The sequence below is a fragment of the Rhizobium sp. UGM030330-04 genome (genome assembly GCF_003208455.1).
Lineage (GTDB): Bacteria > Pseudomonadota > Alphaproteobacteria > Rhizobiales > Rhizobiaceae > Agrobacterium > Agrobacterium rhizogenes_A.
In genome coordinates this window covers 200,605-213,040 of the sequence record NZ_QKML01000010.1, presented here as the reverse complement: position 1 = coordinate 213,040, position 12,436 = coordinate 200,605, and the positions used below count along the sequence as shown (strand labels likewise).

The window sequence follows — 12,436 nt, the reverse complement described above, 5'->3', positions numbered from 1 at the left end:
CAATTACGAAGCTGTTTTTAAAGCTCTTTTGGCGAGTTTATGCAAGGCCCGGTTGATGAAGGTGTGGGTAACGGGGGAGCGGGCGGCGTCCGCTCGGCCTATGCGCATCTATCGAAAATCAGGAAACATCCGCCAGCCAGCGCCGCGCGGCTTCGATATCGGCGAGCCCGAGATCGTGTCCGTCTTCGACCGTTTCCATCTCGGCCCTCGCGCCGCCGGCCGCAAGCTTTCCCTGCAGCTCGCTCGCCTTGTCGCGGTATTTGTCGCGTTCTCCCGCCACAAGCAGGAAATTGCGACCGGAAAGGTCGGCGTCCGGCCATGTTTCGAGAACCGGTGTCGGGCGATAGAGCAGCGCGTCTCCGGCCAGCTCCGGATGGAGTGCGGCAAAGGCCGCATAGAAGTTCGCGCCATTGGAATGGCCGATAAACCGCAGCTTCGAACGATCAAGACCATAGGAGCGTATCGCGCCTTCCACGAAGGCGGCAAAGGCTTCCGCTTCGGAAACGATATCCTTCTGGTCGAAGCTGAAATCGGGATAACGGCGGAACCAGCGGGCGATATCCTCTTCCGTGCTGCGGCCGCGCACGCCAAGAAGTGTCGCGCCGGCTGCTGCCCGGTGCGCCAGCGGCATCAGGCTGGTTTCGCTGCCGCCGGAACCGTGCAGCAGGATGATGGTGCTGCCATCCGGCTCCTCGGGCGTGTAAAAACGGTGCACGAAGGGCAGGTCGCGATAAACGATGCGCTCTTCGCCCGGCATCGCAAACTGCGGCAGGGCGACCCGCACATCCGCCTCGTCCTTCATGAACAGCGGCGGAATGAACAGCTTTTCGCCAAGCGTTTCCAGCGGTTCGTCCACCGTCATGCCCGGCCCGTCGGTCGCCATTTCAATCAGCACGCCGCCCGGTTCGCGGACGTAGAGCGAGTGGAAATATTTGCGGTCATGGGCGTTGGTGGTGCTGGAATTCAGCGATTTCAACCCCGCAAGAACAGCGTTCAGCTCTTCCATGTCCTCGGCGCGGAAGGCGATGTGATCGACCGTGCCGGTGCCCGGCGCGCTGGACCAGAAGCCGGTCGCGTCGCGCACGTCGATAATGTCGCCGCTGTCGGAAACGAGCCGACGGATCGCACCTGTCTGGCTTTCCTGCCGGTAACCGAAATGTTTCTCCAGAAACGCCACGGTCTCTTCCGGCACCTCGCTCAGCATCGTCGCACCATAGATGCGGCGAATCGCGTCCTGCGCAGAAATGTCGTCCGTCACATGCGGCGTGGCATCGGCAAAGGCATGGGTGCCGACCAGTTTGACGATCAGGCCATCAGGGTCTTTCAGCCGGATGACCGGGGCGCCGAATTCGTCGGTCGGACCTTCGGTGCGAATGCCGAATTTCAGCGCCCGTGTCAGCCAGAAACCGATGGCGGCGGGATCGATCGCCAGCGAAATCTCCAGCGTCTGGCCGTAACCGACACGCCCCTGGCCGCCGTCTTCCCAGACAAGAAATGTCAGAAGGGAGCCGGGCGAAGCTATGTCGTCGCCATAGAGCAGATGCAGCTGCATGGCGTCTTCGAAGCCGGCGGTGCGCTTCGCCAGCCTTAACCCGAGGAAGCCGGCGTAAAAATCCACATTCGCCTGCACCTTCCGGGTGATCATGGTGATGTGGTGTATGCCCAGTGCAGAATTCATCTCGCCGTCCCGCTGTTTTACCCGTTATTCGTGATCCTATTTGTCCTACGCTGCCCCTGATCCGCAACCCCGGCAAATGAGAACGCTGTGTTCGTCGTGTGAACGGAATTCCGCAGGCTTCGTTGCATGCGCCTTGGGCAGAATTCCCGCTTTTTACTCGCCGACTGACCATTTTTGCTCTTAAAATAAGCATATGAAATTATGGCTATTTTGTATGCAGTTTTGTCTTGCCTTGAGGGATGGAATTGGCTCTTATGCAACCAATCCAACAAAACCATCAGGGGGAATAGATGATTTTAACGCGCAGGTTGTTGTCCAGGGCCCTGGCTATCGCCGTGGTCGGCGCCGCTGCCGGAATTTCGTTGCCGGCGACGGCTGTCCGTGCCGAAACGCCGGTCAAATTCACGCTCGACTGGAAATTCGAAGGCCCCGCCGCCGGCTTCCTGCTGGCGCTCGACAAGGGATACTTCAAGGCGGAAGGCCTAGACGTCACGATCGACAGCGGCAATGGCTCGGTGGAAGCGATCCCGCGCGTGGCGACGGGCGCCTACCAGATGGGGTTCGGCGATATCAACTCGGTGATGAAGTTCCTCGATGAAGATCCGAGCCAGAAGATCAAGGCCGTTTACATGGTCTATGAGCGCCCGACTTTTGCCGTCGTCGGCCGCAAGTCGCTTGGCGTCACGGGTGATCCGAAGTCGCTGGAAGGCAGGAAGCTCGGCGCGCCGCCGCCGGATGGCGCCTTCGCGCAATGGCCGGCTTTCAGGCAGGTCGCGGGTCTCGATGAGAGCAAGATCAAGATCGAATCGATCGGTTTTCCCGTGCGTGAACCGATGCTTGCCAAAGGCGATGTCGATGCCGTCTTCGGTTTTGCTTTTTCTGTTATCCTCAACCTGAAGAAGCAGGGCATTGCCGATGACGACATCTCAACCATCCTGATGGCCGAGCACGGCTTGAATCTCTATGGCAATGCGGTGCTGGTAAACACTGATTTCGCTGAGAAAAACCCTGAAGCCGTGAAGGGGTTCCTGAAAGCGCTGGCCAAGGGCTTCGCCGATTCCGTCAAGACCCCGGAAGAGGGCGTGGCGGCGGTGCTGAAGCGCAACGAGACGCTCGACAGCGCCATCGAGCTGGAACGCCTCAACATGGCCAACAGCATGAACATCAAGACGCCCTATGTGGTGGAAAACGGCATGGGCGGCGTCGACCCGGCCCGGCTTGCCGCCTCCATCGAGACGTTGAAGGTTTCCATGGGCCTGAAGGGCAATGTGAAGGCGGAACAGGTGTTCGATGCGACCTACCTGCCGGCCAAGGAAGAACGCATGCTTCCCTAAAGGGTGGAGCGAGTGGGTGCCGCGCGCTTCTTCTCCCCCGCCGGGGAGAAGTCCGCGGCAGCGGGATGAGGGGGCAGGGGTGCGGTCTCTCGCTGGTATTGCCCCCTCATCCGACCCTTTCGGGCCACCTTCTCCCCGCGCAGGGAGAAGAAACAAGCGGCGATGGCGGTAGCGCATCTAGCAACTGAAAACGGGGACTGCGATGTCACATCTCGTGGAAATAGACAATGTCGACATGCGTTATGGCGGGTCGGCCGGCACGCTGGCCGTATCCGGTTTGAACCTGACGGTCGACAAGGGTGAATTCGCCGCCGTGGTCGGCCCGTCGGGCTGCGGCAAGTCCACGCTGATGAAGCTGGTGACGGGGCTGCATATTCCGCAAAAGGGCAATGTCATCGTTACCGGGCGGCAGGTCACGGAGCCGGTCTCCATCGTCGGCATGGCGTTTCAGAACCCGACGATGCTGCCCTGGCGCACGACGCTTGAGAACATCCTGCTGCCGCTGGAAATCGTCGAAAAACACCGCCGCCGCCTGCGCGCCCACAAGGCGGAATATGTCGCGAAAGCCGAGCGCCTTCTGGAAATTGTCGGCCTGAAGGGATTTGGCTCGAAATATCCATGGCAGCTTTCGGGCGGCATGCAGCAGCGCGCCAATCTCTGCCGCGCGCTGATCCATGAGCCGGATCTGCTGATGCTGGATGAGCCATTCGGCGCACTCGATGCCTTCACCCGCGAGGAATTGTGGTGCGTCATCCGCGACCTGCACGCCGCGCAGCGCGTGACCATCATTCTCGTAACCCACGATCTGCGCGAAGCGACCTTTCTCGCCGACAAGATTTTCGTGATGAGCGCAAGGCCGGGCCGGGTGCTGGCGGAACACCGCGTGCCGTTCGCCCGCCCGCGCCAGCTCGATCTCATGTATGACAAGGGTTTCAACGACATGGTGCAGGCACTGCATGGCGAAATCGCGCAGGCGAGGGTGGCGGCATGAGCGCGATCATGGAAAGCACCGTCACGGACGAGCCGCGCAAGCCGCTGATTGCCCGCGTCAACTGGGTGAAGGCCGCCCCCTGGCTTTATACGCTGGCGCTCTTCGCGCTGTGGGAATTGCTGGTATATGCGCTGAAAATGCCGCCCACCATCTTGCCGTCGCCGGTGAGGGTAGGTCAGGCCATCCTGCAATATTGGTCGCCGATCTGGAAGAATTCGCTGCAGACGCTTTATACGACGACGTTGGGCTTTGCCATCGCTGTTGTCGCCGGCCTTGCCATCGGACTGTTCATCGGCTGGTCGAAAACCATTTATGCCGGGCTTTATCCATTGATGATCGGCTTTAACGCCATCCCCAAGGTGGCGCTGGTGCCAATCCTCGTCATCTGGTTCGGCATCGGCACTGTTCCCGCCGTGTTGACCGCCTTCCTGATTTCCTTCTTCCCCATCGTCGTGAATGTCGCCACCGGCCTTGCCACCATCGAGCCGGAAACCGAGGACGTGCTGCGGGCGCTGGGCGCGAAGAAGATGGACATCATGCTGAAGGTCGGCATTCCGCGGTCCATGCCCTATTTCTTCGGCTCGCTGAAAATCGCCATCACGCTCGCCTTCGTCGGCTCGGTCGTCTCGGAAACCGTCGCCTCCAATTATGGCCTCGGCAACATGATGAGTTCGGCGCAGAGCCAGTTCAACGTGCCGCTGGTCTTTGCCGGCCTCCTGATGCTCGCCGTGGAAGGCATCGTCATGTACGCCATCATGGCCTGGCTTGAAAAACGCATGACCGGCTGGGCGCATCGCTCCACCATGGGGCAGTGAGTCTTTCTTCTCCCCGCCGGGGAGAAGGTGGCCCAAAGGGTCGGATGAGGGGCGACAGCAGAGATATGCGGCGAGCTTGCCCCCTCAACCCGCTGCCGCGACCTTCTCCCCGGGGGGAGAAGGCGAAAGAGGCACGCGCTCGGCATTCTTCAGGTCAGGGAAAGCCGTGAGCCTGCCATGGCTCAATGCGCAGCCATTTCCTTGACGATATCAGCGCCATCCATCAGGAAGGGATAATAGGTCGGCCAATTGGTGACTTCGTCCAGCAGGGCCTTGCGGTCATTCCCCCAGTAGAGGTGGTAATGGCCGGCTTTTACCGGGGCGATGGAGTGGTCGCTGAACTGGATGAACTGGGGAGCGGCCTCGTCGCCGGCGGTCTTCTTGAAGATGTATCTCACGCCGCGGTTGCCCTTCGTGTAGGTCAGGATTTCCTGGCCGTCGCTGGCATATGTGCCTTCGACCGGCTTGCCTTCCTTATAGAAAGCCACGCTGTCGCCCTTGATGACGATGCGGTTCACATCCGTCTTGTAACCGATGTCGTAATAGGCGCGATATTCTGCGGCCGTCTTGTCGCCATGGGCGGCTTTTTCGGCCATGACGGAATCAAGCGAACCGTTCAGCAGGTAGGGATAAACAGACTGCCAGTCGCCGTCCCAGTCGGAAAGCGTGCGCGGCTTCACCTGGGCATCCTCGAAATAGCCATTGTAAATCTTCTTTTCCGCCTCGGTCATCTGGTGGCTGTGATCGTGCCCGTGGTCATGGCTGTGGGCGGCGGATTTGTCGCCGCCGGCGGCCGTGGCAGCGGCTGCCACCAGCAGCATGGAACCAAGTGCGACCGCGCCGGTGACGCGGATGAGTGTCTTCTGCATTGTTTCGGCCCTCTCGTATCTGTCATGGAAGAGTAAGTTACGTAATAACATTACAATGCGACCTATAGAGGTCGCGCCTGCGGGACGCAAGGTTATGTTCTGACATGCCACGATGAAAAAGCGCGATGGCCTGCCCGGCCACCGCGCTCGCAAAAGAGATGAGGAAGAGGGGCCTTTCCAGACGTCAGGCCGGCTGTGCGCTCAATTCCGCCTTGTGTTCATCGAAGGCGAGTTTCATGGCCTTCGTCACGTCGCGGGTTGTTGCGAAATAACTGTCGCTGCGTACCCAGTAACGCAAGATGAGGGTTGCGCCGTCGGCACTGACCGAATCGACAAAGGTAACAGGGGCAGGGTCCAGCAATATCCGGCTTTCTGAGCGCACCACGCGCATCAGCATATCCTGGGCGGCGGTCAGGTTATCGTCGTTGGTAACGGTCAGGCTCAGCTCGTGACGGCGGGAGGGAAAGCGGCTGTAATTGGTAATCGGCACGTTCCACAGGGTGGAGTTGGGCGCAAGGCGGTAAAGCCCGTCGCTGGTCTTGAGCTCGGTGGCAAACAGGCCGATTTCAATGACCGTGCCGCTGACCGTGCTGGTCTCGATATATTCACCGACCCGGAAGGGGCGCAGCACCAGAAGCATGATGCCGGCGGCAATGTTCTGCAGCGTGCCCTGTAGTGCGAGGCCGATGGCGAGACCGGCGGCACCGAGCGCCGCGAGAATGGAGGCCGTCTGCACGCCGAACTGGCCAAGCACCATGACCAGCACCAGAATAAGCACGACATAACGGATCGCGCCCGCGAAGAAACCGGCAAGCGTCGCATCGAAGCCGCGAATGCGCGACAGGCCCTGAAAGGCCCATCGCTGCAGGAAGGTGGCGGCCAGCCAGCCGATGATCAGCAGCAGAAGCGCGCCGACGATCGAAAAGGAATATTGCACCGCCAGCGCGCTTGCCTGCCGCACGGCAGCCTGCGATGCGACGATGATATCCGTTGCCTGTTGTTCCATGAATTATCCCGTGATTTTCATTGCTGTTCAGGGTTGGTAACGAATGGGTGCCGCAGGGGTTCCGCCAAAAATGGCGCGTCAGCCGGCAAGCGGCAACACGAAAGGCACGTTGCCGTCGGTATCTGCTCCCCTGCCGATCGCCTTGATCGCCTTGACCAGCCGGCCTTCACGCGCCAGCAGCCGGTCGCCAATGGCGATGATGCGGGCGTTAGGGGTGACATAGGGCGAGACGGCGCGCAGGCGAAGCGCAAGCGCCATTTCGTCCTGATCCGGATAGAGGCAAAGTGCGGCAATGACGGCGGCGGCCGGCGAGCGCGAAATCCCCATCCAGCAATGGATGAGCAGTGGCGCGGACTGATCCCATTCCCGGGCAAAATCGATGAGCTTCAGCACATGCGCATCGTCAGGGGCGATAAGATCGCCGGTGCCCTTGAAGGCGATGTCGTTCATGGCAAGCGTCAGATGCCGGTCGGCGGCAATCACCGCCGGGCGGTGAAAGCTCTGCTCCCTGGCGATCAGTGTCACCATTTCGCGGGCCTTGTGCTTCACGGCCATTTCCGCGATCCGCGACAGCGGCGATACCACGATGGCCGTCATGTCGTGCTCCCGGTCCCGGTTGCGCGCAGCGCCTCGATTGCTTCGAAACGTTCGATGAACAGTTTCTGTGCTTCAGTCGAGGGCAGGGGCGTGATGGTGAACATGTCGCGGGTGATGCCGCGCGGTAGGCCGAAAAATTTCTGCGCCTCGGCGGTGGAAAAACCGGCAAGCTCCGTCGCCTCGAAAAAGGCGGCAACCGTATCGGCCTTCTTGATGCGGTCCTTCAATTCGCGCGATGCATGTGGCGGCAGGCCGAAGCGCAGATGCACGGCGGCCTCCAGCCGTTTTTCCACGGTCTTGTAACCGCCGCCGACCACGGATTTGAACGGCGAGATCATGTCGCCGATGACATATTCCGGCGCATCATGCAGCAGCGCCATCAGCATGTCGCCGGGCGTCGCATCCGTGCACATGCGGCAGAAAATCGTCTCGACGATGAGGCTGTGCTGGGCGACGGAAAAGGCATGATCGCCGCGCGTCTGGCCGTTCCAGCGGGCAACGCGGGCAAGACCATGGGCGATATCGGCGATTTCCACGTCGAGCGGCGAAGGATCGAGCAGATCGAGCCGCCGCCCGGAGAGCATGCGCTGCCAGGCGCGCGGACTTTTTGCGGGCGCCACGCCTAGTCCTCCGCCCGCGCTGCCGGATCGGCGGCCGGGAAGGAAAGGCCGCTCCAGACCGGCAGGGCCACGGTTACGGTGGCATCTTCCGCAAGAAGCGGGGTGTCGGAGGCAAGCGCATCGGCAATGCGATCGATCCGCACGATGGCGAGCGCTGTGCTGCCGCAAACGGTCCCGAGCGTGCCGACCGATTTTCCATTGGCGGTAATCTCTGTCCCGCTGGCTGGAAGCGGACCTTCGGCCGAAACGGTAACGACGCGCCGCCTTGCCGTGCCGCGATGTTTCATGCGTGAGACGACTTCCTGGCCGACGAAGCAGCCCTTCCTGAAGGAAACGCCGTCATTCACATCCATCAGCACATCATGGGGAAATGCATCCTGCAGCGCATAGTCCCGGCCGGATTCGGCAATGCCGTGTTCGACGCGCAGCGCCTCATAGGCAGCAGCCTCGCCGGAGGCCGAGGCGCCCGGCAGGCGGAAAAGATCAACGCCGGCCTTGGCAAAACGCCCATCCCGGATGCCTGCCTCGGGCGCTTTCTCGTTCCAGAAAACGCTGACACCTTCGGTCGCTTCGGATTTCAGATCGACGGGCGCGCGCAGCTTGTACATCGTCAGGCGGCGCAGCAGCGCATCCTGCTCGGCAGCACCCGTCTCGATCAGATAATCCGTTCCATCGCGCGCAATCAGGAAATCGAAGAGTATCTTGCCCTGCGGCGTCAGCAGCGCCGCAGGGCGGGCTTCGCCCTCAGCCAAATTTTCAACATCGGTGGTGATGAGATTATTCAGAAATTCTGCGGCGCCTGTGCCGGAAACTCTGATCAGGCGGCGGTCGGCAAGAAAGGCGGAAGGCATGGCGTCACCGTTCGGTTTATGGGAGCGTGTTCCGCCAAGCGTTTACAGCCCAAGGACTTGGGCTGGCTGGATTCCGGCTCGAGGCCGGAATGACGGGAGAAGGGAGCGTCAACCCGCAGTAAACTTTAAGCCTGCCGCACCAATCTCAATCCCAGCGTCGTTCACTCTAAAAACGAATCGCAGAACTTCTACCCAATTATTTCCATCCATTCCGGCAAAACCGCGAGGCGTTTCTGCCAAAATGCTCATTCCGCACAGTTAGGATTTTTACCGGAGAACGGCAAGCACCGAAGGCGATCAATCGCCGGCGGTGAAGAACTTCCATTTGCCATCAGGCGAAATGCCGATGCGGTAAAAGCTGTAATTGCCATATTCCTGCATATCCGCCAGATCGCCCGCCGTGATGATGCGCAGGAGCTCCACCTTTTCCGGCGGCGTCAGCGTGTTGAGCGGCTTGCCGGCGAAATAGGGGAAGACATAGGCTTCGTCCGGCGTGCCGGCATCGATATGGGCATAACCGGTCGACAACAGATCGATGATGATCGCCAGCACTTCCAGCCCGTCCGGATCGCCGGAATAGCTTTTCAGCGCCGCGATCGGGTCTTCGCTGTCATTGCCGTCGATGCGGAATTCATTCTGCCCGGCGGCGATGAAGGGCCGCAGCTTTTCGATGTCGCCGGAGGCGGCGGCGTCGATGATCTGCTGGCGCAGCTTGCGCACGGCTTCCGGGGCCTTGGAAATATCGTGTTCGATGACCACGGACATTTCCGGCGTATTGTCGGGCTTGGAGGATTGCTGGTTGGTCTGGGCGGCGGAACGGTCGACCAGAGGGTCGGGCAGGGGAATGCCTTCCGAATCGCCTTCAACCTCGTCCGGCTCCGCGGGCTCGGCCTGCTTCGGCTGTTCGCCAGTCTGGGCCTGCGGTTGGTTTTCACCATTCTGCGCCGGCTTCAGCTCGGACAGGGCAAAGGCCGCGCCCGGCAAGCCGATTGACCCGACGGTCAGGGCAAGCAGGATGGACAGCAGGGCGGAAGAGCGCAAAAGCCCCTTGCTCAGGCAAGACATGATAGACCCCGGCTTTACTGTATCACGCGCTGCGGAGAAAACTCGCCTTCAAGCATACGCTGGCGCAGCGATTCCAGCATTGCTTCCGCACCAGCTTCGCCATGCATGCGGATGGTTTCGCGCATGGCCAGAGCGATGGCGGCATCGGCGATGATCTCAGGCTCGATGCCGTCGGCCATGCCGTCAGCCCATGCCTCGTTCTGGTGTTCCAGAGCGACCTGCATCTTTTCATGCACGATCATATCGTCGATTTCGTTACGGCTCGTCTGCATTTTTCATCCTCGACAGGGCGGGCAAGTCCTTACCACCCTGTTAACAACACTAGCAGCCTTTTATCAAAACGGCACGGGCTGCGGCGAAAAGAGGTTAACAATCCTCTAATTTCCGAACCTGGACGCGATTTCCTGAGCGAGTGTTGCTCCCTCGTTACGGTAGTTCTCTTCTGCCATGATGGCGGCGCGCGTGCAACTGGTGTGGATGGCCGCAAAGGAGCGGTATCCACGGTTGAATGCAGCCGTCATGCGCTGGCGCCGTTCGGGTTCATTGGCCGTGTCCGCAGCCAGAAGATCGCTCATCGATCTGCGCCAGTCCTCCGGACCGGAAGAAGGGCACAGCGTCCTCAGATATTGCACCGCGCCCAGTATTTCCGAAAGCCGTGCCAGCTTGTCGTCATAGGGCGCGGGCTTGGGCGGCGTCGCTTCCGCAGGGCGTGCCTCCTTGGAAGCCGCCTTTGAAGGCTGCGCATGGGCGATACCTTCCAGGCCCGCAGGTAGCATGGTCAGGAAAAGAGACAGGAAAATGGTTGGCCGTATCAAAATTCTATTCTGCCCCACACATACGCGTGAACTGCTGGCTCGTGAACATCCGGCGGGCGGACATGCCCTAAATAATCGCGATTCTGGCTGGCTGGCAATCATGCAAGCAGGCGCTCGGCGCACTCAATGACGCTTTCAGGGGCCGGCAGCCGGCGGATTTCCGCCAATGTGTACCAGCCCGCATCCGCCGCATCGTCGGCCGCCGTCACCGCCGGATCGGCATCCGTCTCCACGGTAAAGACCGACAGGAAATAATGGCTGGTCAGAACGCCTTCGGCGCTGCGCGAAGGCAGATCGTAGGTGGCGAAGAGTTGCGGTTTGCGCGCCACGATGCCGGTTTCCTCGTGAAGTTCGCGAAGCGCCGTCTCCGCCGGCGTTTCCCCTTCTTCGCCGCGCCCGCCCGGAAAAGCGAACATGTCCTTTGACGGCGGATTGATGCGGCGCACGAGAAGCAGCCGGTCGCCATTCCTGACGATGGCGGAGGAGGCGGGGCGGGGCTTGATGCGAAGGGTCATGAAGGGTTTCACTCGTTTCGGCCGTCTGAGGCCTGTCTGCATATTATGGTGCGTGAGCGCCGATGCGCCCTTTCGGATATGGCGCGGAGGCTCTAACCTGTTGCGAACAACACGCCCCATTGTGCACGCAGAAGACGGTGGAATGAAGGTCTATCTTATCTATGTATTGGCTGCGGTCGCGGAAATCGCCGGTTGCTTCTCCTTCTGGGCCTGGCTGAAACTCGGCAAGCCGGTCTGGATATTGTTGCCGGGCATGTTGTCGCTTGCCGCCTTCGCCTGGCTGCTGGCACTGGTGCCGACCGAAACGGCGGGCAGAGCCTATGCCGCCTATGGCGGGATTTACATCGCCGCATCGCTTCTCTGGCTCTGGGGCGTTGAAGGGCAGCTGCCGGATAAATGGGATGTCGCCGGCGGTGCGGTCTGCCTTGCCGGCACGGCCATCATCCTGTTTGGACCCCGCGCCTGAGGAGAAGAAGATGTGCGGACGTTTTGTCCTGAAGGCGACGCCGGAAGAAATTGCCGATTATCTCGATCTGATCGGGCTTGATGACTTTCCCGCCCGCTTCAACATCGCGCCGACACAACCGATTCTCGTGGTGCTGGAAGGCGAGCGGCAGGAGCGGGGCAGCAACCTGCCCAACCGCCGGGCGGTGCTGGTCCGCTGGGGTTTCCTGCCGGGCTGGGTGAAGGACCCCAAGGATTTTCCCCTGCTCATCAATGCGCGTTCGGAAACCGCCATCGGCAAGGCTTCCTTCCGCGCCGCCATGCGCCATCGCCGCGTGCTCATTCCCGCCACCGGCTTTTACGAATGGCGGCGACCACCGAAGGAGGAGGGCGGCAAACCGCAGCCCTATTTCATCCGCCCGAAAAATGGCGGCATCGTCGCCTTTGCCGGCCTGATGGAAACATGGTCTTCCGCCGACGGATCGGAAGTCGATACCGGCGCCATCCTGACGACGGCCGCCAATGCCGCAATCGGCCGCATTCACGACCGCATGCCTGTCGTCATCGCGCCTGAGGATTTCAGCCGCTGGCTGGATTGCAAGACGCAGGAACCGCGCGAGGTGGCCGATCTGATGCGTCCGGCTCAGGACGATTTCTTCGAGATGATTCCGGTGTCGGACAAGGTCAACAAGGTCGCCAATGTCGGCGCGGATCTCATCGAGCCGGTGCCGGAAAGCGCGCCGCTGGCCAAGATCAAGCCGCCGAAGGACGAGGGGCAGATGTCGCTGTTCTGACGTGATTCCCAAGGCCAATGACTAGGGCCGGACGTTGCCGCA

At 60.9% G+C, this 12,436-nt stretch carries 15 protein-coding genes; 5 read left to right on the top strand and 10 right to left on the bottom strand.

Translation table 11 applies throughout. The annotated features are described in order from the left end of the window. Nucleotides 1-118: 118 nt before the first annotated feature. Nucleotides 119-1,678, bottom strand: coding sequence for a VOC family protein (locus N434_RS16900; RefSeq protein WP_110759383.1), 1,560 nt, complete (start codon nucleotides 1,676-1,678; stop codon nucleotides 119-121). A gap of 290 nt (nucleotides 1,679-1,968) precedes the next feature. Between N434_RS16900 and N434_RS16895 the strand changes: the two genes are divergently transcribed. From N434_RS16895 to N434_RS16885, 3 genes are all read left to right on the top strand, one after another. Next, nucleotides 1,969-3,012 carry an ABC transporter substrate-binding protein gene (locus N434_RS16895; RefSeq protein ID WP_110759381.1) on the top strand — a complete coding sequence of 348 codons (1,044 nt, stop codon included), beginning with the start codon at nucleotides 1,969-1,971 and terminating at the stop codon, nucleotides 3,010-3,012. A 202-nt stretch (nucleotides 3,013-3,214) separates the two neighbouring features. After that, a complete protein-coding gene (locus N434_RS16890; protein WP_181424004.1) occupies nucleotides 3,215-4,003 on the top strand; it encodes an ABC transporter ATP-binding protein in 789 nt (262 codons plus the stop codon). Further along, nucleotides 4,000-4,818 (top strand): ABC transporter permease, encoded by an 819-nt coding sequence (locus N434_RS16885; protein WP_110759379.1) that lies wholly within the window; start codon nucleotides 4,000-4,002, stop codon nucleotides 4,816-4,818. The genes N434_RS16890 and N434_RS16885 overlap by 4 nt, the downstream gene beginning before the upstream one ends. A gap of 182 nt (nucleotides 4,819-5,000) precedes the next feature. Here N434_RS16885 and N434_RS16880 read toward each other — a convergent pair whose 3' ends face one another. From N434_RS16880 to N434_RS16840, 9 genes are all read right to left on the bottom strand, one after another. Beyond that, nucleotides 5,001-5,687: a metal-binding protein ZinT gene (locus N434_RS16880; RefSeq protein WP_110759377.1), complete on the bottom strand. Its 687-nt coding sequence runs from the start codon at nucleotides 5,685-5,687 to the stop codon at nucleotides 5,001-5,003. Nucleotides 5,688-5,871: 184 nt separating this feature from the next. Beyond that, nucleotides 5,872-6,693, bottom strand: coding sequence for a mechanosensitive ion channel family protein (locus N434_RS16875; RefSeq protein ID WP_110759375.1), 822 nt, complete (start codon nucleotides 6,691-6,693; stop codon nucleotides 5,872-5,874). 78 nt (nucleotides 6,694-6,771) lie between these two features. Further along, nucleotides 6,772-7,290 (bottom strand): tyrosine phosphatase family protein, encoded by a 519-nt coding sequence (locus N434_RS16870; protein WP_110759373.1) that lies wholly within the window; start codon nucleotides 7,288-7,290, stop codon nucleotides 6,772-6,774. Then, nucleotides 7,287-7,910: an HD domain-containing protein gene (locus tag N434_RS16865; protein WP_181424003.1), complete on the bottom strand. Its 624-nt coding sequence runs from the start codon at nucleotides 7,908-7,910 to the stop codon at nucleotides 7,287-7,289. The genes N434_RS16870 and N434_RS16865 overlap by 4 nt, the downstream gene beginning before the upstream one ends. 2 nt (nucleotides 7,911-7,912) lie before the next feature. Beyond that, nucleotides 7,913-8,761 (bottom strand): CAF17-like 4Fe-4S cluster assembly/insertion protein YgfZ, encoded by an 849-nt coding sequence (gene ygfZ / locus N434_RS16860; RefSeq protein WP_110759371.1) that lies wholly within the window; start codon nucleotides 8,759-8,761, stop codon nucleotides 7,913-7,915. Between the two features lie 297 nt (nucleotides 8,762-9,058). Next, entirely contained in the window at nucleotides 9,059-9,826 is a 768-nt protein-coding gene (locus N434_RS16855) for a hypothetical protein (protein WP_110759369.1), read from the bottom strand. A gap of 14 nt (nucleotides 9,827-9,840) precedes the next feature. Then, nucleotides 9,841-10,098 carry a hypothetical protein gene (locus N434_RS16850; RefSeq protein WP_003496894.1) on the bottom strand — a complete coding sequence of 86 codons (258 nt, stop codon included), beginning with the start codon at nucleotides 10,096-10,098 and terminating at the stop codon, nucleotides 9,841-9,843. Nucleotides 10,099-10,203: 105 nt separating this feature from the next. Continuing rightward, nucleotides 10,204-10,641 carry a TIGR02301 family protein gene (locus N434_RS16845; protein WP_065115279.1) on the bottom strand — a complete coding sequence of 146 codons (438 nt, stop codon included), beginning with the start codon at nucleotides 10,639-10,641 and terminating at the stop codon, nucleotides 10,204-10,206. A 98-nt stretch (nucleotides 10,642-10,739) separates the two neighbouring features. After that, nucleotides 10,740-11,156 (bottom strand): NUDIX hydrolase, encoded by a 417-nt coding sequence (locus tag N434_RS16840; RefSeq protein WP_110759421.1) that lies wholly within the window; start codon nucleotides 11,154-11,156, stop codon nucleotides 10,740-10,742. 142 nt (nucleotides 11,157-11,298) lie between these two features. On the opposite strand from N434_RS16840, the gene N434_RS16835 reads away from it, so the two are divergent. Further along, entirely contained in the window at nucleotides 11,299-11,622 is a 324-nt protein-coding gene (locus N434_RS16835) for a YnfA family protein (protein WP_110759367.1), read from the top strand. Between the two features lie 10 nt (nucleotides 11,623-11,632). Then, a complete protein-coding gene (locus N434_RS16830) occupies nucleotides 11,633-12,394 on the top strand; it encodes an SOS response-associated peptidase (protein WP_110759365.1) in 762 nt (253 codons plus the stop codon). The last annotated feature ends 42 nt before the right edge of the window (nucleotides 12,395-12,436 follow it).

What these genes read in the sequence shown, in the direction of transcription:
- N434_RS16900 (WP_110759383.1), bottom strand. Translation starts at nt 1,678, where the DNA reads ATGAATTCTGCACTGGGCATACACCACATCACCATGATCACCCGGAAG.
- N434_RS16895 (WP_110759381.1), top strand. Translation starts at nt 1,969, where the DNA reads ATGATTTTAACGCGCAGGTTGTTGTCCAGGGCCCTGGCTATCGCCGTG.
- N434_RS16890 (WP_181424004.1), top strand. Translation starts at nt 3,215, where the DNA reads ATGTCACATCTCGTGGAAATAGACAATGTCGACATGCGTTATGGCGGG.
- N434_RS16885 (WP_110759379.1), top strand. Translation starts at nt 4,000, where the DNA reads ATGAGCGCGATCATGGAAAGCACCGTCACGGACGAGCCGCGCAAGCCG.
- N434_RS16880 (WP_110759377.1), bottom strand. Translation starts at nt 5,687, where the DNA reads ATGCAGAAGACACTCATCCGCGTCACCGGCGCGGTCGCACTTGGTTCC.
- N434_RS16875 (WP_110759375.1), bottom strand. Translation starts at nt 6,693, where the DNA reads ATGGAACAACAGGCAACGGATATCATCGTCGCATCGCAGGCTGCCGTG.
- N434_RS16870 (WP_110759373.1), bottom strand. Translation starts at nt 7,290, where the DNA reads ATGACGGCCATCGTGGTATCGCCGCTGTCGCGGATCGCGGAAATGGCC.
- ygfZ (WP_110759371.1), bottom strand. Translation starts at nt 8,761, where the DNA reads ATGCCTTCCGCCTTTCTTGCCGACCGCCGCCTGATCAGAGTTTCCGGC.
- N434_RS16855 (WP_110759369.1), bottom strand. Translation starts at nt 9,826, where the DNA reads ATGTCTTGCCTGAGCAAGGGGCTTTTGCGCTCTTCCGCCCTGCTGTCC.
- N434_RS16850 (WP_003496894.1), bottom strand. Translation starts at nt 10,098, where the DNA reads ATGCAGACGAGCCGTAACGAAATCGACGATATGATCGTGCATGAAAAG.
- N434_RS16840 (WP_110759421.1), bottom strand. Translation starts at nt 11,156, where the DNA reads ATGACCCTTCGCATCAAGCCCCGCCCCGCCTCCTCCGCCATCGTCAGG.
- N434_RS16835 (WP_110759367.1), top strand. Translation starts at nt 11,299, where the DNA reads ATGAAGGTCTATCTTATCTATGTATTGGCTGCGGTCGCGGAAATCGCC.
- N434_RS16830 (WP_110759365.1), top strand. Translation starts at nt 11,633, where the DNA reads ATGTGCGGACGTTTTGTCCTGAAGGCGACGCCGGAAGAAATTGCCGAT.